Source organism: Escherichia sp. MR, assembly GCF_005280595.1.
Lineage (GTDB): Bacteria > Pseudomonadota > Gammaproteobacteria > Enterobacterales > Enterobacteriaceae > Escherichia > Escherichia ruysiae.
In genome coordinates this window covers 13,883-34,565 of record NZ_SZVK01000047.1, presented here as the reverse complement: position 1 = coordinate 34,565, position 20,683 = coordinate 13,883, and the positions used below count along the sequence as shown (strand labels likewise).

18 protein-coding genes and 1 other RNA gene are annotated in these 20,683 nt (G+C 51.5%); 6 read left to right on the top strand and 13 right to left on the bottom strand.

The window, feature by feature from the left end; genetic code table 11:
• The first annotated feature begins 49 nt into the window (after positions 1-49).
• A non-coding RNA gene (locus tag FC814_RS17665) (RtT sRNA) lies at positions 50-181 on the top strand.
• Positions 182-332: 151 nt separating this feature from the next.
• On the opposite strand, the gene narI is transcribed toward FC814_RS17665, so the two are convergent.
• The 5 genes from narI to narK all read right to left on the bottom strand — a co-directional run bounded on the left by narI (position 333) and on the right by narK (position 8,779).
• A complete protein-coding gene (narI, locus tag FC814_RS17660) occupies positions 333-1,010 on the bottom strand; it encodes a respiratory nitrate reductase subunit gamma (RefSeq protein WP_001160110.1) in 678 nt (225 codons plus the stop codon).
• Positions 1,010-1,720, bottom strand: a complete 711-nt coding sequence (gene narJ / locus FC814_RS17655; RefSeq protein WP_000571678.1) for a nitrate reductase molybdenum cofactor assembly chaperone — start codon at positions 1,718-1,720, stop codon at positions 1,010-1,012. The genes narI and narJ overlap by 1 nt, the downstream gene beginning before the upstream one ends.
• A complete protein-coding gene (gene narH, locus FC814_RS17650; RefSeq protein WP_137326245.1) occupies positions 1,717-3,255 on the bottom strand; it encodes a nitrate reductase subunit beta in 1,539 nt (512 codons plus the stop codon). The genes narJ and narH overlap by 4 nt, the downstream gene beginning before the upstream one ends.
• The gene (locus tag FC814_RS17645; protein ID WP_000032861.1) at positions 3,252-6,995 is read right to left on the bottom strand and encodes a nitrate reductase subunit alpha; all 3,744 of its coding nucleotides are present in this window, start codon (positions 6,993-6,995) and stop codon (positions 3,252-3,254) included. The genes narH and FC814_RS17645 overlap by 4 nt, the downstream gene beginning before the upstream one ends.
• A gap of 392 nt (positions 6,996-7,387) precedes the next feature.
• Positions 7,388-8,779, bottom strand: a complete 1,392-nt coding sequence (gene narK, locus FC814_RS17640) for a nitrate transporter NarK (protein WP_016158408.1) — start codon at positions 8,777-8,779, stop codon at positions 7,388-7,390.
• Between the two features lie 338 nt (positions 8,780-9,117).
• Between narK and narX the strand changes: the two genes are divergently transcribed.
• Together narX and narL are read left to right on the top strand one after the other, a co-directional pair.
• Positions 9,118-10,914 carry a nitrate/nitrite two-component system sensor histidine kinase NarX gene (gene narX, locus FC814_RS17635; protein ID WP_000918092.1) on the top strand — a complete coding sequence of 599 codons (1,797 nt, stop codon included), beginning with the start codon at positions 9,118-9,120 and terminating at the stop codon, positions 10,912-10,914.
• The gene (gene narL / locus FC814_RS17630) at positions 10,907-11,557 is read left to right on the top strand and encodes a two-component system response regulator NarL (RefSeq protein WP_000070495.1); all 651 of its coding nucleotides are present in this window, start codon (positions 10,907-10,909) and stop codon (positions 11,555-11,557) included. Before narX ends, narL begins: the two co-directional genes overlap by 8 nt.
• On the opposite strand, the gene FC814_RS17625 is transcribed toward narL, so the two are convergent.
• Entirely contained in the window at positions 11,558-12,952 is a 1,395-nt protein-coding gene (locus FC814_RS17625; RefSeq protein ID WP_137326244.1) for a YchO/YchP family invasin, read from the bottom strand. It lies immediately after the preceding gene.
• A 183-nt stretch (positions 12,953-13,135) separates the two neighbouring features.
• On the opposite strand from FC814_RS17625, the gene ychN reads away from it, so the two are divergent.
• On the top strand, positions 13,136-13,489 hold the full coding sequence (gene ychN / locus FC814_RS17620) for a DsrE/F sulfur relay family protein YchN (RefSeq protein WP_001169665.1): 354 nt from the start codon (positions 13,136-13,138) through the stop codon (positions 13,487-13,489).
• A 55-nt stretch (positions 13,490-13,544) separates the two neighbouring features.
• Here the strand turns inward: ychN and chaC are convergent, their stop codons facing one another.
• Both chaC and chaB read right to left on the bottom strand, forming a co-directional pair.
• Positions 13,545-14,240: a glutathione-specific gamma-glutamylcyclotransferase gene (gene chaC / locus FC814_RS17615; RefSeq protein ID WP_137326243.1), complete on the bottom strand. Its 696-nt coding sequence runs from the start codon at positions 14,238-14,240 to the stop codon at positions 13,545-13,547.
• A gap of 157 nt (positions 14,241-14,397) precedes the next feature.
• Positions 14,398-14,628 (bottom strand): putative cation transport regulator ChaB, encoded by a 231-nt coding sequence (chaB, locus tag FC814_RS17610; RefSeq protein WP_001146436.1) that lies wholly within the window; start codon positions 14,626-14,628, stop codon positions 14,398-14,400.
• A gap of 268 nt (positions 14,629-14,896) precedes the next feature.
• Between chaB and chaA the strand changes: the two genes are divergently transcribed.
• Both chaA and FC814_RS17590 read left to right on the top strand, forming a co-directional pair.
• Positions 14,897-15,997, top strand: coding sequence for a sodium-potassium/proton antiporter ChaA (gene chaA, locus FC814_RS17605; RefSeq protein WP_000180147.1), 1,101 nt, complete (start codon positions 14,897-14,899; stop codon positions 15,995-15,997).
• A gap of 405 nt (positions 15,998-16,402) precedes the next feature.
• The gene (locus FC814_RS17590) at positions 16,403-16,510 is read left to right on the top strand and encodes a type I toxin-antitoxin system toxin Ldr family protein (protein WP_000170965.1); all 108 of its coding nucleotides are present in this window, start codon (positions 16,403-16,405) and stop codon (positions 16,508-16,510) included.
• A 148-nt stretch (positions 16,511-16,658) separates the two neighbouring features.
• On the opposite strand, the gene kdsA is transcribed toward FC814_RS17590, so the two are convergent.
• Genes kdsA through prfA form a run of 5 tightly spaced genes read right to left on the bottom strand, consistent with a single transcriptional unit; the run spans position 16,659 to position 20,666 of the window.
• Positions 16,659-17,513, bottom strand: coding sequence for a 3-deoxy-8-phosphooctulonate synthase (gene kdsA / locus FC814_RS17585; protein WP_000811058.1), 855 nt, complete (start codon positions 17,511-17,513; stop codon positions 16,659-16,661).
• Between the two features lie 35 nt (positions 17,514-17,548).
• Positions 17,549-18,358, bottom strand: coding sequence for an invasion regulator SirB1 (gene sirB1 / locus FC814_RS17580; RefSeq protein ID WP_032225535.1), 810 nt, complete (start codon positions 18,356-18,358; stop codon positions 17,549-17,551).
• Positions 18,359-18,361: 3 nt separating this feature from the next.
• A complete protein-coding gene (sirB2, locus tag FC814_RS17575) occupies positions 18,362-18,754 on the bottom strand; it encodes an invasion regulator SirB2 (RefSeq protein WP_000200410.1) in 393 nt (130 codons plus the stop codon).
• Positions 18,751-19,584: a peptide chain release factor N(5)-glutamine methyltransferase gene (prmC, locus tag FC814_RS17570; RefSeq protein ID WP_137326242.1), complete on the bottom strand. Its 834-nt coding sequence runs from the start codon at positions 19,582-19,584 to the stop codon at positions 18,751-18,753. The genes sirB2 and prmC overlap by 4 nt, the downstream gene beginning before the upstream one ends.
• Entirely contained in the window at positions 19,584-20,666 is a 1,083-nt protein-coding gene (prfA, locus tag FC814_RS17565; protein ID WP_000804726.1) for a peptide chain release factor 1, read from the bottom strand. Before prfA ends, prmC begins: the two co-directional genes overlap by 1 nt.
• Positions 20,667-20,683 lie beyond the last annotated feature (17 nt).

Sequence of the window (20,683 nt, the reverse complement as noted above, 5' to 3'; positions counted from 1 at the left end):
CCACCATTATTCACCACAGCGATGTGGTAACTTCGGTGAGATTGTTAATCTTTGCACTCATTGAGGAAGGGTGAGGACCTTCGATTAAGGTTCGACTCGAGCGAAAGCGAGAGAACGTTGCCGCAGGCAACGGCCCGAAGGGTGAGGAGCGAAGCGACGAATAATCCTTCCCCCACCACCATTACTTCCTGAAAATACTCTTCTAAACCAATTTACTAACCACTTATTTCTTGTTGTCACACAGAATTCGTCATGCCTGTTTTTAGGTCTGCACACTTTTACACAAAACAAAAAACCCCGCCGAAGCAGGGTCTATGTGAACTAAATTTCGCTTAGTGACGAGCACGCACCAGCTGATATTTCCGTGTCAGATACTCCACCGGTACGCTCCAGATGTGCACCAGACGCGAGAACGGGAACAGCAGGAATAACGTCATCCCCAGCACCAGGTGCAAACGGAAAATAAACGCGACACCATCAAGGTGCTGAGAAGCGCCACCGTGGAAGGTCACTACCGACTGCGCCCAGCCAACCAGTTTCATCATCTCGCTACCGTCCATATGCTGAGCGGAGAACGGAATGGTCAGCAGCCCCAGCGCACACTGGATAACGAGCAGCGACAAGATCAGGATATCCGCTCCGGTAGTCGTTGCACGCACGCGCGGGCTGAACAGGCGGCGTTTTAGCAACAGCACACCGCCAATCAGGCACAGCACGCCGCTGGCACCACCAGCAAACATCGCCATTTTCTGTTTCACTTCAATCGGCAACCACGCTTCATACATCCAGTGCGGCGTCAGCATACCGAAGAAGTGACCGACAAAAATCCCCAGAATTCCGATATGGAACAGGTTAGACGCAAGGTTCATCCCTTTGCGATCCAGCATCTGGCTGGACGCCGCGCGCCAGGTGTACTGCCCGTAGTCATAGCGCAGCCAGCTACCAATCAGGAAGACCGCCCCGGCAATGTACGGGTAGATATCAAAGAAGAACATATTCAGGAATTGCATTAGTGCTGTCCTCCGGTGGTGATATTCAGATATTGCGGCGCGACGGCACCGGCAAAGCGACGCTGATGAGCAGTGATTGCCGAATCACCGCAGCCTTTGTCAGCAAAGAATTTAACCTGCTCTTCTTCCCAGACAGCATCCAGCGCCTGCGGCGTATCATCGCGCGCTTCATCGGCAATTTTTTCCGCCACTTTGTCGCTGTCGATAGCGGTATTCGCCAGTTTCAGCAGCAGATCAAACAGCACTGCATAACGGCTTTCACGCTGTTGCAGACGAGCACTTAGCAACGCCAGAATCGGCGCGATATCTTTCAAACCTTCCACGGCTTCGCTTTGCGGCAACTGCGCCAGGTACTCCAGATACAGCGGCAGATGATCCGGCAGTTCACGACTGTTTAACTGCAAGCCGTGCTGCTCGTACTGCGCCAGCAAATCCACCATCGCCTGACCACGATCGCGGGATTCGCCGTGCACATGTTCAAACAGTAACAGCGACGTGGCACGACCACGGTCGAACAGTTCGCTGTACTGCGCCTGAGCGTCCAGCGGATCCATCGCAGTTAAATCGCGCAGGAAAATGCCCAGCGCATGGGCATCCTCTTTTGACAGATTTTCCGACGCGGCAATCGCCTCAAACATCTCTTGTTGATGCTGCCATAAGGCAGCATCCGGATATTCAAGGAGACGCGATACAATCACGAGTTCGATCATGGATGCGGCTCCGTTTTACTGGTCACGTCGATGGCATCGATACGACGGCTGTTGAACAGATTGAATTTGGTCTCTGAACCGTGGCAGCCGTCACCAAAGGTAAAGCCGCAACCATTTTTCTCCGGGAAGGCTTCCCGCGCCAGTTCACGATGGCTGCTCGGCACCACAAAGCGATCTTCATAGTTTGCAATCGCCAGATAACGGTACATCTCCTGTGCCTGGGCTTCGGTCAGGCCGACCTCTTCCAGCGCACGGGTATCAACTTTACCGTCAACGGTTTCAGCTCGTTTGTAATGACGCATTGCCAGCATACGTTTCAACGCGAGCAGTACCGGTTGGGTATCACCGGCGGTCAGCAGATTCGCCAGGTACTGAACCGGGATACGCAGGCTTTCTACGTCTGGCAAAATGCCGTTGTTGCCCAGTTCGCCCGCGTCTGCCGCAGACTGAATCGGTGACAGAGGCGGCACGTACCAGACCATCGGCAATGTGCGATATTCCGGATGCAGCGGCAGCGCCAGTTTCCAGTCCATCGCCATTTTATACACCGGCGACTGTTGTGCGGCTTCAATAACGCTTAGCGGAATACCGTCTTTAATCGCTTGCTCGATGACTTTCGGATCGTTCGGGTCGAGGAACACTTCCAGCTGACGCTGGTAGAGATCTTTCTCGTTCTCGGTGCTGGCTGCACGTTCAATGGCGTCCGCATCGTACAACAGCACGCCAAGATAACGGATACGACCCACACAGGTTTCTGAGCACACCGTCGGCTGACCGGCTTCAATACGCGGATAGCAGAAGATGCACTTCTCAGATTTACCGCTCTTCCAGTTGAAGTAGATTTTTTTGTACGGGCATCCGGTGATGCACATACGCCAGCCACGGCATTTATCCTGATCGATCAGTACGATGCCATCTTCTTCACGTTTGTAGATAGCCCCGCTCGGACAGGTCGCCACACATGCCGGGTTGAGGCAGTGTTCGCACAGACGCGGCAAATACATCATGAAGGTGTTTTCGAACTGGCTATACATAGCCTTCTGGATGTTGTCGAAGTTCTTGTCTTTCGCCAGTTTGTCAAACTCGCCGCCCAGGTCATCTTCCCAGTTCGGCCCTTTTTCGATTTTCGCCATCCGTTCACCAGTAATCAGCGAACGCGGACGGGCAATCGGCTGCGATTTGCTGCCTTCCGGCGCGGTATGCAGGTTCTGATAATCAAAATCGAACGGCTCGTAATAATCGTCGATCCCCGGCAAATGCGGGTTGGCGAAGATTTTACCCAGCAGCATCGCGCGGTTACCCATACGCGGTTGCAGTTTGCCGTTGATTTTACGGATCCAACCGCCTTTGTATTTTTCCTGGTTTTCCCAGTCGGTCGGGAACCCCTGACCCGGCTTGGTTTCAACGTTGTTGAACCACGCGTACTCAACGCCTTCGCGGCTGGTCCAGACGTTTTTACAGGTAACTGAACAGGTGTGGCAGCCGATGCACTTATCGAGATTCAGCACCATGCCGACTTGTGAACGAATTTTCATTTTACGCTCTCCTGTACCTGGTCATTGCCTTCGCCATCTAACCAGTCAATGTTCTTCATCTTACGCACTACAACAAACTCATCGCGGTTAGAACCTACGGTGCCGTAGTAGTTAAAGCCGTATGCCAGATGGGCATAGCCACCGATCATATGCGTCGGTTTCGGCGTGATACGGGTGACCGAGTTATGAATCCCCCCACGCTGCTGCGTGATTTCCGAACCCGGCAGGTTAACGATACGTTCCTGCGCGTGGTACATCATGGTCATCCCTGCCGGAACACGCTGGCTGACAACCGCACGGGCAGTCAGCGCACCATTGCTGTTGAAGACTTCAATCCAGTCGTTGTCGGCAATACCCAAATCTTTAGCATCGGCTTCGCTCAGCCAGACCACCGGACCACCGCGACCTAAAGTCAGCATCAGCAGGTTGTCGCTGTAAGTGGAATGGATCCCCCACTTCTGGTGCGGCGTCAGGAAGTTCAGAGCTTTTTCCGGGTTACCGTTAGATTTCTGTCCCATCACTTCTTTCACCGAACGGGTATCGATCGGCGGACGATAAACCAGCAGGCTTTCACCGAAATCACGCATCCACTGATGATCCTGATACAGCTGCTGACGACCAGAGAGCGTGCGCCACGGAATTAGCTCGTGAACGTTGGTGTAACCGGCGTTGTAAGAAACGTGTTCATCTTCCAGACCAGACCAGGTCGGGCTGGAGATAATTTTGCGCGGCTGTGCCTGAATATCGCGGAAGCGGATCTTCTCGTCTTCTTTATTCAGCGCCAGATGCGTATGGTCACGACCGGTAAACTCGCTCAGTGCCGCCCAGGCTTTCACGGCTACCTGACCGTTGGTTTCCGGTGCCAGCGTCAGGATCATCTCTGCCGCATCAATTGCGGTGTTGAGCATTGGCTGGCCTTTCGCCGGGCCTTCAGCCTTGGTGTAGTTGAGCTTACGCAGCAGATCCATCTCACTCTGGGTGTTCCAGGCAATCCCTTTACCGCCGTTACCGATTTTCTCCATCAGCGGGCCGATAGAGGTAAAGCGTTCGTAAGTGGCCGGATAATCACGCTCAACCACCATAATATGCGGTGCGGTTTTACCTGGGATCAGATCGCATTCGCCTTTTTTCCAGTCTTTCACATCCAGCGGCTGCGCCAGTTCGGCGGCGGAGTCGTGCTGGATTGGCAGCGTAACGATGTCGGTTTCTTTACCCAGATGACCGACGCACACTTCGGAGAATTTTTTCGCGATGGCTTTGTAGATTTCCCAGTCGCTTTTCGCTTCCCAGGCCGGATCGACCGCCGCAGACAGCGGGTGAATAAACGGATGCATATCCGAAGTATTCATGTCGTCTTTTTCGTACCAGGTCGCCGTCGGCAAAATGATGTCGGAATAGAGACAGGTGCTCGACAGACGGAAGTCCAGCGTCACCACCAGATCCAGCTTGCCTTCCAGACCGTTATCCTGCCAGTCCACTTCTTCCGGCTTCACGCCGCCCTGCTGCCCCAGATCTTTACCCTGGATACCGTGTTCCGTCCCCAGCAGGTACTTGAGCATAAACTCATGACCTTTACCGGAAGAGCCCAGCAGGTTAGAACGCCAGATAAACAGGTTACGCGGATGGTTTTTGCCGTTTTCCGGCTGTTCCGCAGCAAAACGGATTGACCCCTCTTTCAGGGATTTCACCGTATAGTCCACCGGATTCATGCCCGCTTTTTCTGCTTCGCGAGCAATAGTCAGCGGGTTAGTGCCTAACTGCGGTGCAGACGGCAGCCAGCCCATGCGTTCTGCACGGACGTTAAAGTCGATCAGGTGTCCGGTATAACGGGATTTATCCGCCATCGGCGACAGCAGTTCTTCCGCAGTCACGGTTTCATAACGCCACTGGCTGGAGTGGTTATAGAAATAAGAAGTGCTGTTCATGTGACGCGCCGGACGCTGCCAGTCAAGGGCAAACGCCAGCGGCTGCCAGCCGGTTTGCGGACGCAGTTTTTCCTGACCTACGTAGTGTGCCCAACCGCCACCGCTCTGACCAACGCAGCCGCAGAAAATCAGCATGTTGATCAGACCGCGATAGTTCATATCGAGGTGATACCAGTGGTTCAGACCGGCACCAACAATGATCATTGAACGACCGTGCGTCTTATCAGCGTTGTCGGCAAATTCACGGGCAATGCGGATAATCTGGCTACGAGAAACACCGGTGATCTGCTCGGCCCAGGCCGGGGTGTAGGCTTTCACGTCGTCATAGCTGGTTGCGCAGTTAACGTCGTTCAGACCACGCTCCAGGCCGTAGTTTGCCAGCGTCAAATCATAAACGGTGGTCACCAGTGCGGTGCTGCCATCAGCCAGTTGCAGGCGTTTTACCGGCAGCTTGTGCAGCAGAATGTTTTCCAGCTCCACTTTGTTGAAGTGTTCCGTGCCGTCGCCGCCAAAGTACGGGAAGCCCACTTCGGCAATCTCATCCTGACTACCCAGCAGACTCAGTTGCAGCTCGGTTTCTTCGCCGGTTTTGCCGTCGCGCTGCTCCAGATTCCATTTGCCCTTCTCGCCCCAACGGAAGCCAATAGAACCGTTCGGCGCAACCATTTCACCTTGCGTATTAAAGGCGACGGTTTTCCATTCCGGGTTGTTTTCCTGACCCAGCGAATCAACCAGATCGGCGGCACGCAGCATACGACCCGCAGCGTAATAACCGTCGCGCTCTTCCAGCATTACCAGCATCGGCATGTCGGTGTAGCGACGCACATAATCGGTGAAATACTGGCTTGGGTTATCGAGATGGAATTCACGCAGCATCACGTGCCCCATTGCCAGCGCCATTGCTGCGTCGGTGCCCTGTTTCGGTGCCAGCCACAGATCGCACAGTTTGGCGATTTCAGCGTAGTCCGGCGTGACGGCAACGGTTTTGGTGCCTTTGTAACGCACTTCGGTAAAGAAGTGAGCGTCCGGGGTACGGGTCTGCGGAACGTTAGAGCCCCAGGCGATGATATAGCTGGAGTTGTACCAGTCAGCGGATTCCGGTACGTCAGTTTGCTCGCCCCAGGTTTGCGGAGACGCAGGAGGCAGGTCGCAGTACCAGTCGTAGAAGCTTAAGCAAGTACCGCCAATCAGCGAAAGATAGCGAGCACCTGATGCGTAAGAAACCATCGACATTGCCGGAATTGGCGAGAAGCCAGCGACACGATCCGGGCCGTAGTTTTTGATGGTGTAAACGTTAGACGCGGCGATCAGTTCGTTCACTTCCTGCCAGGAAGAACGAACAAAACCACCGCGTCCACGCGCCTGCTTAAAGCTTTTCGCTTTATCGGCGTCTTCGATAATAGAAGCCCATGCCTCAACCGGATCGCTATGCTGCGCCTTCGCTTCACGCCACATTTTCATCAGGCGTTTGCGCATCATCGGGTATTTCAGACGGTTGGCGCTATAGAGATACCAGGAGTAGCTGGCACCGCGCGGGCAGCCGCGAGGTTCATGGTTTGGCAGATCCGGACGAGTACGCGGATAGTCAGTCTGCTGGGTTTCCCAGGTCACCAGACCGTTTTTAACGTAGATTTTCCAGCTGCAGGAGCCGGTGCAGTTTACCCCGTGGGTAGAGCGGACGATTTTGTCATGCTGCCAACGCTGGCGATATCCATCCTCCCAGTCACGGTTGGTATCGAGAAGCTGGCCATGCCCATCGGCAAAGGTATCACCCTTCTGTTTGAAGTAGCGAAACCGGTCCAGGAATTTACTCATCGGTTTTCTCCTGTGGGAGCCTGTCGGCTCTCTGATAAATCGACATTGCTAATGTTTAAAACAAAGGTAACGCTCTGAAACGTCGTGGGAATTGATAACGATCAAGAGTGGTGGGGATGAAAAATAAAGTAAATTCCTAATATACCTCTTTGGGGTAATTAATATTTATTATCCAACTTATTGTAAATTAATGTTTTTTACATCCAATGTCATTTAATCACTTCGGATTTTTATACAGATGGGTATTAAGGAGTATCCCCCATGGATGACATATTAATGGTGCTTAATTGACGCCGTTGAAATAATCATCTCTCTATAAGTATGTTGTAACTAAATAACAAATAAAAAAAGCGCGACATTATGCCGCGCAAAGGATAATCAAATATTACGATTTATTTTTTAGAATGCCGACCATATACCGCCCAGGTAATTACTACGCAGGCGATATAGAAAATCAAAAATACTTTCATTGCACCGACTGGCGACCCTGTTAATGCCAGTGAGCTACCGAACGCTTTCGGGATAAAGAAGCCACCGATAGCGCCAATCGCGGAGATGAAGCCCAGCGCCGCCGCAGTGTCGGTTGCCGCTTCACGCATGGCACGTTCGTCAGAACCGCCTTCTGCTTTCACGCGATCCATCGTCAGTTTACGGAAGATCACGGAAATCATCTGGAAGGTGGAACCACTACCCAGCCCCGCCGTCAGGAACAGCGCCAGGAAGACCGCAAAGAATGCCATGAAGTTTCCGCCTTGCCCGTCAGTCGGTAAGGTGAGGAACAGCAGACCACTGAAAATCGCCATCAGCACGAAGTTCACCAGCGTGACCCGAGTACCGCCGAGACGGTCAGACAATGCTCCCCCCGCAGAACGCGCCAGTGCGCCAATAAACGGTCCGAAGAAGGCGTAGTGCAGGATCTGTACATCCGGAAACTGCGTTTTAGACAGCATGGCAAAACCCGCAGAGAAACCGATGAAGGAACCAAAGGTTGCCAGATACAGCAGGCTCATAATCCACAGATGACCCCGTTTGAGTACTGGCAACTGCTCCTTGATAGAGGCTTTCGAGGTAGCAAGGTCGTTCATGCCAAACCACGCTGCAATGGTGAAGATGGCGAGGAACGGCACCCATACCCAGGACGCGTTAGCCAGATACAACTCGGTGCCATCCGGCTGTGTTACGCCCTGGCTGCCAAATGCAGCAAAAATTGACAGTGATACCACCAGCGGAGCAACCAGCTGCATGACGCTAACGCCCATGTTGCCCAGACCACCATTCAGCCCCAGTGCACCACCCTGCTTCTGCTTGGGAAAGAAGAAGCTAATGTTTGCCATACTGGATGCGAAGTTCGCGCCAGCAAAGCCGCACAGCAGAGAAATAATGATGAATACGCTGTATGGCGTAGTGGTGTCCTGCACGGCAAAACCCAGCCAGACGCAAGGAATAATGAGAATGCCGGTGCTGAACGCCGTCCAGCGACGACCACCGAAGATTGGAACCATAAAGGAGTATGGCACACGCAATAATGCGCCAGAAACCGAAGGTAGTGCGGTCAAAAGAAACAGCTGATCGGTCGTAAAATTAAAGCCGACTTTCGGTAAATTTACCGCGACGGCACTGAATAACATCCATACACAAAACGCCAGTAGCAGACAGGGAACGGAAATCCACAGATTGCGGCTGGCTATACGCTGGCCGCGCTGTTGCCAGAACGCAGGATCTTCCGGTCGCCAATCAGTAATGACAGCTCCAGTAGCCCTTTCGGGGGCGGATGAGTGACTCATAGACACCTCTGATACTCGTTTCGATGTCTGCCACCTTAGTGTCTGTAGCCAAAGGTAATTTGATGTAAATCAAACGATAAGATAACTTTATCTATCATTGATATTTATGATTACCCATAGTGAGTACGGAGATTTCATAAAAATTATGAGATTTTTCACAGTACTGTAAAATCCCTACCCTTACTGATGTAAATCGACTAACCACACGGCAAATAAGGAGTAACTCTTTCCAGGTATGGGTATACTTCAGCCAATAGCCGAGAATAACGCCATTCCAGAATGTATCGTCACATTCATTAAGGTTATTGCTCATTCAAAGCCTGAAGGAAGAGGTTTACATGCTTAAACGTTGTCTCTCTCCGCTCACCCTGGTTAATCAGGTTGCGCTTATTGTTTTGCTTTCTACCGCTATTGGACTGGCGGGGATGGCGGTTTCTGGCTGGCTGGTACAAGGCGTTCAGGGCAGCGCCCATGCTATTAACAAAGCGGGATCGCTGCGTATGCAAACTTACCGGCTACTGGCGGCAGTACCATTAAGCGAGAAAGACAAGCCCTTAATCAAAGAGATGGAACAAACGGCATTTAGCACCGAATTAACTCGAGCAGCAGAACGAGACGGGCAACTGGCGCAATTACAGGGGTTGCAGGATTACTGGCGCCATGAGCTGATTCCTGCGCTGCTACACGCACAAAGCCGCGAAACGGTGTCGGCTGACGTCAGCCAGTTTGTCGCCGGGCTTGATCAGTTGGTGTCTGGTTTTGACCGCACCACAGAAATGCGCATTGAGACGGTCGTACTGGTTCATCGGGTGATGGCTGTGTTTATGGCACTTCTGCTGGTATTTACCATCATATGGCTGCGGGCACGGCTGCTACAGCCGTGGCGGCAATTGCTGGCGATGGCGAGTGCCGTCAGCCATCGCGATTTTACCCAGCGGGCGAATATCAGCGGGCGCAACGAAATGGCAATGCTCGGAACGGCACTGAACAATATGTCTGCGGAACTGGCGGAGAGTTATGCCGTACTTGAGCATCGGGTACAGGAGAAAACCGCCGGGCTGGAGCATAAAAATCAAATACTCTCGTTTTTGTGGCAGGCTAACCGTCGTTTGCATTCTCGCGCCCCACTGTGTGAACGCCTGTCACCTGTACTCAACGGATTGCAAAATTTAACCCTGCTGCGTGATATCGAACTGCGTGTATATGACACTGAAGATGAAGAGAATCATCAGGAGTTCACCTGCCAGCCGGATATGACCTGCGACGACAAAGGCTGCCAACTCTGCCCACGCGGGGTATTACCCGTTGGTGATCGCGGCACTACCCTGAAATGGCGACTGGCAGATTCCCATATGCAGTACGGCATTTTGCTGGCGACCCTGCCTCAGGGACGCCATCTGAGCCATGATCAACAGCAACTGGTGGATACGCTGGTTGAACAATTAACCGCCACTCTGGCGCTGGATCGCCATCAGGAACGCCAGCAGCAGTTGATCGTGATGGAAGAGCGTGCCACCATTGCGCGCGAACTACATGATTCTATTGCCCAATCTCTCTCTTGTATGAAGATGCAAGTGAGTTGTTTACAGATGCAAGGCGACGCACTGCCAGAAAGCAGCCGCGAACTGTTAAGCCAGATCCGTAACGAACTGAATGCGTCATGGGCGCAGTTGCGTGAGTTGCTCACCACATTCCGTTTGCAGCTCACAGAACCGGGATTACGCCCGGCACTGGAGGCAAGTTGTGAAGAGTACAGCGCCAAATTTGGCTTCCCGGTGAAGCTGGATTACCAGTTGCCACCGCGTCTGGTGCCCTCGCATCAGGCAATCCATCTGTTGCAAATTGCCCGTGAGGCATTAAGTAACGCCCTCAAACATTCGCAAGCGAGCGAGGTCGTTGTGACGGTGGCGCAAAACGATAATCAGGTCAAACTGACCGTCCAGGATAACGGCTGCGGGGTGCCTGAAAATGCCATCCGCAGCAATCACTACGGCATGATAATTATGCGTGACCGTGCGCAAAGTCTGCGTGGCGACTGTCGCGTCCGCCGTCGTGAATCAGGTGGCACCGAAGTGGTGGTCACTTTTATTCCCGAAAAAACTTTCACAGACGTCCAAGGAGATATCCATGAGTAATCAGGAACCGGCTACTATCCTGCTGATCGACGATCACCCGATGCTGCGAACTGGCGTAAAACAGCTTATCAGCATGGCCCCCGATATCACTGTGGTTGGCGAAGCGAGCAATGGCGAGCAGGGTATTTTACTTGCGGAATCTCTCGATCCTGATCTGATTCTGCTTGATCTGAATATGCCCGGCATGAACGGTCTGGAAACGCTGGATAAACTGCGCGAAAAATCTTTATCCGGTCGCATTGTGGTATTCAGCGTCTCGAACCATGAAGAGGACGTCGTCACCGCGCTGAAACGCGGCGCAGATGGTTATCTGTTAAAAGATATGGAGCCGGAAGATCTGTTAAAAGCGTTGCACCAGGCTGCAGCTGGCGAAATGGTATTAAGCGAGGCGTTAACCCCTGTTCTGGCCGCCAGCCTGCGTGCTAACCGCGCCACGACTGAACGCGACGTCAACCAGTTAACGCCGCGCGAGCGCGATATTCTGAAACTGATTGCTCAGGGCTTACCGAATAAGATGATCGCCCGTCGCCTGGACATCACTGAAAGCACGGTCAAAGTGCACGTGAAGCACATGCTGAAAAAAATGAAGCTTAAATCTCGTGTGGAAGCCGCAGTATGGGTGCATCAGGAACGTATTTTCTGATTATGGTTCCCAGCGCAGTTCGTCCTTTGCCATTTCATCGAAAGGTTCGGCAAGCGTTAGCGTGATCTCATTGGAAGAGACACGCTGTCCCTGGTTATCTTCCACCACCACCGACAAGCGCCATCGATTGGTCGCCTCTTCTCCACTTTGCCAGTCCGGCACGATCAGCGTCCAGCCATCCGCACTATTGGCTGTGGCTCCCGATGTCAGACTTAACATCTGTGTATCCCCTTGCCAGATCAATTGTCGAATACCGTAACGACTGTGGATTTGTAATTTCAGCGGCACCGTTTCACCAGGTTTAAGATCCCAGGGGGGCGTCGCCAGAAATACCGTTAAGGTTTTACGCTGATGATACTCAATGACCGGCAGATTATTCCGCTGCGGATTGTCATAGCGACTGCCGCGCAACGACTGACTCTCAGCAACTTCGCCAGCAGAAAGTTGTTTGTTTAGTGGCACCCCAAAGCGGTAGTTAATATTCAGCCCGAGATTATTTTGGCTTTCTCCACTTTCGCCTTGTTTATGCTGAGCGGTCATAGTAACGAGTGGAACAGGGGTGTAATTAAGCCCCAGACTCATGGCGACAGGATTATGGTAACCCGTGCCAGAATTAAACAGATCGACACGCTGACCAAAATATTGTTCGAGGCTGACACTGGTGTTGAGATGCTGGTAAAACGGCATTCGCATCCGGGCAGTCAGATCATAACCACGCGCCATACGCTGCTCGAGCGAGGCAGTCTGTTCATGCCATGAGGCAAAAGGCTGGTAATAATTTGCCGACAAGCGTAGATATTCTCCCCATGCTTCAGCGCCAAACCCTGCCCGCTGAAGATTTTCATCTAACAAGTTGTCATAAAACGTGTTGTATCCCATCAACCATGTGCCATGCCTCCAGCGTTGACCAATGCCAAGGTTACTTACCAGACCATCGTCCTGCTGGGTGAGCCCAAGTTGGCTCCATGTAAGATAACGCTCGTTATCCTGCAACGGTACAAACCAGCTCCCCCGGCTGCCGGTGAAATGCCCTTCGTTATCCACTTTGACGTCAACACTGGCGTTCCCCCACGGCGAAAGCCACGATTCCACATGTTGATTAACCTGCTGACTGAACGCATCACGAACTTTTCCCTGCGCAAAGGCTTTTGCCTGTTCGCCTGTATCCTGACCGTTATCAGTCATACTGGTTTCACCAAAATCTTTCACGATTTCGGCGAAGTGTTTTTCACCGTCATGATTTTCCGGTGCCATTCCTAAGTCCGGCAGACCATCCTTATCGTTATCAAAAGGATTTACCGATTGCTGCTCAACGGATGGCTGTGCGCTAGCTATACCGCCTGCCAGCAGCAAGAGTAAATAAAGTGGGGTAACACGAGAGACGATACGGCTCAAAACGTCAGTAATTTCCGGTAAAAATGAACACCCATTACTTTATAGAATAACGATTACTGGTAACTTTTCTCGTACTTTCTCATGCTTTATGGAAAATCCTAAAAATGTGGCAAATTGGTCAGACAGCGTAAAAGCAGTAAGATAGAAGTCGAAAATCTAATTATCTGAATACAGGAGTGAGTAATGCAAAAAATCGTGATCGTTGCCAATGGCGCGCCCTACGGGAGCGAATCCTTATTTAATAGCCTGCGGCTGGCCATTGCGCTACGGGAACAGGAGAGCAACCTGGATCTGCGTCTGTTCCTGATGTCTGATGCGGTAACTGCCGGATTACGCGGACAAAAACCGGGGGAAGGCTACAATATTCAGCAAATGCTGGAGATCCTCACTGCACAAAATGTGCCTGTGAAATTGTGCAAAACCTGCACCGATGGTCGCGGTATCAGCCCACTTCCGCTGATTGATGGAGTTGAAATTGGCACACTGGTCGAACTGGCGCAATGGACGCTGGTTGCCGATAAAGTGCTTACGTTTTAATTGCAGTATGGGGCGCTCAAGGTTACAGAAACGCCCCGCTGTGATAACAGTTTCATCAGGCAAAACCGGGCCGTAAGACACCATCCGGGAAATTCTCCGCCAGCAGTTTTTTCACCGACACCAGTAAATCATTCAGCCCGTCATCCTGCATCCCCAGTTTGTTGAGCTCTTGTTCCAGAGAAAATAAATACTGCGCATTGGTTCCAAGTGGACCACTCGCCGCAGCAATCAACGGAGCAATCACCTGAGCTCGGGTATCGGACTCATATTCAGGATGGCGCGGGTCCATAATAAACACCAGCGCGTTGACTGTGCGCCCGTCATCAAGATCAAGCTGACACCAGGTTGGCAGGTAGCAGCCGGTAATCATCTCCCGCTTCCACAGCAAGGTCAGTTCCTGCTCCAGCGTCTCTTCCGGCAAGCGATACGCCACTCCCGTGGTGCGGCCGCCCTCTTTCAGAGCAAGCATTCTTCCCGGCTGGTGTGCCGTCCCCCTTCCGGCGGTCAGACGCAGACAGAACGCCCGGTGCCACCCAACCAGCGTACCGGTACAGGACTCGATAAACTCCAGCGCCGGATTCCACATCAACGATCCATAACCGAAGATCCACACCGTCCCCTCATCAGGACGACAAGCCAGCGTAGCTGCCAGCGAGGCTGCCCGCTGTTCTGCCGACCATAAGAGTGATTCTTCAATAGTGCCAAATGCCGTTTTACAATCGGCATTCATCAAGAAATCCCGCGTTATCACCTTATACCTCCGCCACTGCATACTTCCCTGCGACAACTTTTTGGTGTCTTCCAGACATTTTTACTGCTCATTTTGGAACCATTACCGGGACAATATGCAATCTGCAGACCACTTGCAAGGCGACGCCGCACGAATAGCTTTAACTCATCACCGGGAGTTATAACTTTTTATGCCATTTATCATCACTTCCTTTAGCATATTCATGTTTCACTGCTGCCCAGGCCACTTTATGCGCTGTCTCCTCCCGACTGGCATCATCACGCCGATCTTCTTTATCTTTATATTGATCCCAGGCGCTGTTGAATGCCTCTTTATAGATATCCTGGGCATGGGACGGTAGAACGTGTTTTACATTTTCCGGCAGATCGCTTTTTGTTTTATACGGCATTGTTGACTCCTTTTTTAAAGGTGAACTTTAAGTGTGGTCAACAATATCCACGCTTGCCAGCATATAAGACTTTTCACGTCAGACTCTTCTTAAGAGGTGCTAATACAAACATTGTCTAAACACGTTGATTATTTTTATACCCCAAAGAGTAAAAAAGCGACAGCGGGGTAAAATTTCGTAAAATGTTACCGATATCCAGACACTTTCTGTTATTTTTTCTGCCTATTTATTACATTTTCGACAAATTCATCTGCAAAGGATAACCATAATGACAAATGCTCACGAGGCGGTAAAAACCCGCCACAAGGAGACCTCGCTTATTTTCCCGGTTCTGGCGCTGGTAGTGCTGTTCCTGTGGGGAAGCAGTCAAACACTACCAGTGGTCATAGGCATCAATCTTCTTGCGCTTATTGGTATTTTAAGCAGCGCCTTTAGTGTTGTCCGTCATGCGGACGTATTAGCCCATCGACTGGGGGAACCTTATGGCTCTCTTATTCTTAGCCTTTCCGTGGTTATTCTTGAAGTCAGTTTGATATCAGCCTTAATGGCGACCGGCGATGCGGCGCCGACGTTAATGCGAGATACGCTCTATTCAATCATTATGATTGTTACTGGTGGACTGGTTGGTTTTTCATTACTGTTGGGCGGGCGCAAATTTGCCACCCAATATATGAATCTGTTTGGTATTAAACAGTATTTAATCGCCCTGTTTCCATTGGCAATTATTGTGCTGGTATTCCCGATGGCTCTGCCTGCGGCGAATTTTTCAACTGGTCAGGCGTTGCTGGTGGCATTAATTTCCGCAGCAATGTACGGCGTATTTTTGCTAATTCAGACCAAAACGCATCAGAGTCTGTTTGTCTATGAACATGAAGATGACAGTGATGATGACGATCCGCACCATGGTAAACCGTCTGCCCATAGCAGCCTGTGGCATGCCGTCTGGTTGATTATCCATTTAATTGCGGTGATAGCGGTTACCAAAATGAACGCCAGTCCGCTGGAAACACTGCTCACCAGCATGAATGCTCCGGTGGCTTTTACCGGTTTCCTGGTGGCGCTATTGATTCTTTCGCCGGAAGGCTTAGGGGCGTTAAAAGCGGTATTAAACAACCAGGTCCAGCGCGCGATGAATCTGTTCTTTGGTTCGGTGTTAGCAACCATTTCACTTACCGTACCTGTCGTCACGCTGATCGCCTTTATGACAGGCAATGAATTGCAGTTTGCGCTTGGTGCGCCAGAAATGGTGGTGATGGTAGCCTCTTTGGTGCTGTGCCATATCTCCTTCTCCACCGGACGTACTAACGTACTCAACGGCGCGGCACATCTGGCTCTCTTTGCCGCCTATTTGATGACAATATTTGCCTGACATTGATATCTCCCCCTGGCGGCGGAAGCTGGGGGAGATAATAAAAATACCTGCCCGGTTCCTTTCTTCAGTTATTCTGAACAATTCGTCAGACATAATTGCGAGCCTGCACCACAACATGCAAGAAAGCACTGCAACAGTTGATGAAAAGCTGGAATGTACTCTTCATTACGAACGTTTCAGTGGTGAAGTAAAGAAGGCTTGAGACGTAATATCCACACCAAGCCGGCGTTATCCGGTGAGGCGCAATGTTGCGGGGGCTTTATCCCTGGTGGCATTGGTTGCTGGAAAGAGAAAACCCCCGCACGTTGAGAGGTACAACCTGACAACAGAACGGGGGCTAATCTTGAACCAGAACAATTCAAGAATAGCCGCAAAATGTTGTCATTACAACAAGGCGGCTATATGACGCTCGCGCAGTTTGCCATGACTTTCTGGCACGACCTGGCAGCACCGATCCTGGCGGGAATTATTACCGCAGCGATTGTCAGCTGGTGGCGTAACCGGAAGTAAGGCGAATACGGGCGTCAGGCTGCCGTGATGGCAATATGCGCCCGAAACCGGCCGCAGGGGTAACAGCCTGCGGCCTTTTTTGTATCTGGCACCCATGAAAAAAGTCTTAACGCAGAACGCTAATACTTTATTTTTCAAGCAAAAAAGATTACTTGCTGGTATCCAGTTCTTCGAAACCTTTCACCAGATCATCAATCGCTTTCATCTGCTTGAGGAACGGTTCCAGTTTAGCCAGCGGCAGCGCGGATGGGCCATCACATTTCGCATGTTCCGGATCCGGATGAGCTTCAATAAACAGCCCCGCCAGACCTACCGCCATACCGGCTCGTGCCAGCTCAGCCACCTGAGCACGACGACCGCCGGAAGCTGCGCCAAACGGATCGCGGCATTGCAGTGCGTGGGTCACGTCGAAAATCACCGGCGAGTTACCAGACACTTTCTTCATAATGCTGAAACCCAGCATATCGACAACCAGGTTGTCATAGCCAAAGTTAGCGCCGCGATCGCAAAGAATCACTTTATCGTTGCCGCCTTCTTTGAATTTATCAACGATGTTACCCATCTGACCCGGGCTGACAAACTGCGGTTTTTTGACGTTAATTACCGCACCGGTTTTCGCCATGGCTTCCACCAGGTCAGTCTGACGAGCGAGAAATGCCGGTAACTGGATCACATCCACAACATCAGCAACTGGCTGTGCCTGGCTTGGTTCGTGAACGTCGGTGATAATTTTCACGCCAAAAGTTTGCTTCAATTCCTGGAAGATTTTCATCCCTTCTTCCAGGCCCGGTCCACGATAAGAGTGGATAGAGGAGCGGTTGGCTTTGTCAAAAGAGGCTTTGAACACGTAAGGGATACCCAGTTTCTGGGTCACGGTTACGTAGTGTTCGCAAATGCGCATCGCCAGATCGCGAGATTCCAGCACGTTCATACCGCCAAACAGCACGAACGGCAGGTCATTTGCTACGTTGATGTCGCCAATGCTAACCACTTTTTGTTTCATAGGATCGCCTTAATCTTAAGTAAAATGTCGATTAATTAATGCAGCACAATATGTTTATGCGCGATGTTATTAATTTGCGCACGAATCATTTCGCTGATCGGGTCTTCCGGACACTGTTCAACGAAATAACTTAAATCATTTAACGCAACGTGTTCGCAATCCAGTTGCGCGTAAATCAACCCACGATCGCGAATTTCATACGGATCTTCCGGGTTGAACTGTAATAAGGCCTCGCTGGTGCGTAATGCCAGTTCCATCTGATTTTCTTCCATCAGCGACGCTTTCAGCGTATCCAATAGTTTGCGGATAACCTCAATGTTATCGGCTTCATCCAGGTCTTCATAAAACAGTTCCGCCGACGGGCTGATATTTCCCTTTAACCATACATCCAGCATATGTTCGCTTAACGATTCACCGTTAAAAGGGTTAATCAACCAAATTTCGCCATCCGGACATTCAATGCGCAATATAAGCTGCGTCGGGAAAATCACCGGCATCAGCGGCAAATCGAGACGATTTGCGACCCACACCAAAACGGCGCCTAATGATACCGCACTGCCCTGCCGATTTTTTAACACCTGATCCAACCATAGTGCATCGGAAAGACGATAAACACCGCGTGAGGCTTTAAATCCCCATTCGCCGTAAAACAGCGCGATCAATTTTTCCAGCTGCTCTTCTAAAGGCAGAAGCTGGCTAATTTCTTCCTTCGCCAGACTAACGAGACGCTCCAGTTCGTCGTAAACATCTTGCGAGGGAAAATCGCGGCGGATTGCTTCGCAAGCCAGGATCATGCCTTCGCACAGCGGCGCTTTATTAAATTCGAAATCAGCTAACGATCTCATGACTTACCCCAGTAACGGTACTTTTGTGGTGGCGAGTTTAATGATGATGTACAGCACCACCAGCGCCAGCGGGAAGGCAATAATGCGCACCTGCTGACTGTGCACCCGACGATAATCGAGAGCAATAAAACCCAAAACGATATAAATGATAACTCCAAACAGCTTTTCAGTCAGCCATTGTGCCTGCCCGGAAAATGGCAGGATGTGCGCTTTAGCCATTAGCGCCACGCCGCTTAACAATAACACCGTGTCAATAACCGGCGGCGCAATGCGCGTCCAGCGAGCAAATGCCTGAGGATGCTCCTGATAACGTAGCCAGAAACGTAAGGTTAATAGCCCAACAGAAAGCGCAACGCTAATGAGATGAACGCTAAGCAGCGTAGTAAAACTAGTCATCGATAATAGCGACCAAGCGTCACGCGCTCGTTATCACCGTAGTCCCGGCAGGTTTCGACATCACGATAACCCGCCTGAATAAATGCCTGTCGAACCACTTCCCCTTGCTGCCAGCCATGTTCCAGAAGCAGAAATCCGCCAGATATTAGCATGTTACGTGACTTTTGGATGATGTGCACGATATCCGCCATACCGCTGTCTGCCGCCACCAATGCCGACAGCGGCTCAAAGCGGACATCGCCTTGTTGAAGATGGGGATCCTGCTCGTCGATATATGGCGGATTGCTGACAATCATCGCAAACTGCTGCTCGCCAAGCGCACTAAACCAGTCGCTTTGCAGGATATGGATATTTTTAATCGCCAGATGCTGCGCATTACGCTTCGCAAGGACAACGGCATCCGGCATTCGGTCAACGGCGGTTACCTCGCAATCTGGACGCTCGCTGGCCAGCGCCAGCGCAATTGCCCCGGTGCCCGTACCGAGATCGAGAATACGGCAAGACTGTTCAGGTAACCGAGCCAGTGCCTGCTCCACCAGACATTCCGTGTCAGGACGGGGAATTAAGGTCGCTGGCGAAACAAATAACGGCAACGACCAAAATTCACGCACACCGGTTAAATGAGCAATAGGTTCACCTGCACGACGACGCGCCAGCAGTACGTCGAGTTGCTCACACTGCGCGTCAGTCAGCTGCGTTTCGCCAAAGGCGAGAATAAAAGTACGCCCCTTGCCGGTAACATGCTCCAGCAGGATTTCAGCATCGCGCCGTGGGCTTTCGCTCGCCTGAAGTTGGGTTATTGCGTCACGTAACCAGTGTTGATATTCCATTATTCTTGCTCGGACAACGCCGCCAGTTGGTCAGCCTGATGTTCCTGGATAATCGGTTCAATTAGCATATCCAGCTTACCTTCCATCACTTCATCCAGACGGTAGAGCGTCAGGTTGATACGGTGGTCAGTGACGCGCCCCTGCGGGAAGTTGTAGGTACGATTACGATCGCTGCGATCGCCACTGCCCAGCAGGTTACGACGGGTAGACGCCTCCGCCTGCTGGCGTTTTGCCATTTCTGCTGCGTGGATGCGAGCACCAAGTACAGAAAGTGCTTTAGCTTTGTTTTTATGTTGTGAACGTTCGTCCTGACATTCAACAACAATACCGGTTGGTAAGTGAGTAATACGGATTGCCGAATCGGTGGTGTTAACGTGCTGCCCCCCTGCCCCTGAAGAGCGGAAAGTATCAATGCGCAAATCTGCCGGGTTGATGTCCGGCAGTTCTGCGTCAGGCAGCTCTGGCATTACCGCAACGGTACAAGCAGAAGTATGAATACGACCCTGCGATTCCGTAGCAGGAACACGCTGCACGCGATGACCGCCAGATTCGAATTTCAGGCGACCATACACACCATCGCCACTGATTTTGGCGATGATCTCTTTATAGCCACCATGCTCGCCCTCGCTGGCGCTCATGATTTCCACGCGCCAGCGACGGGCTTCTGCGTAACGGCTGTACATACGGAACAGATCGCCTGCAAATAATGCGGCTTCATCACCACCAGTTCCGGCACGCACTTCGAGAAAGGCGTTGCGTTCGTCATCAGGATCTTTTGGCAGCAAGAGAACCTGAAGTTGTTGTTCCAGTTGTTCGCTTTTTTCTTTAGCTTCACGCAGTTCATCCTGCGCCATCTCACGCATTTCAGGATCGTCGAGCATCATCTGTGCGGTTTCGATATCTTCCTGAACCTGTTGCCAGTCGGTGAAACAGCGCGAAACATCACTTAACTGCGCATATTCACGAGATAATGCGCGAAAACGTTCCTGGTCAGCGATGGTTTGCGCATCACCCAGCAGCGCCTGAACTTCTTCATGGCGTTCATGCAGGGCTTCCAGTTTGGCAACGATAGAAGGCTTCATAGGCGTAAATGCACCCT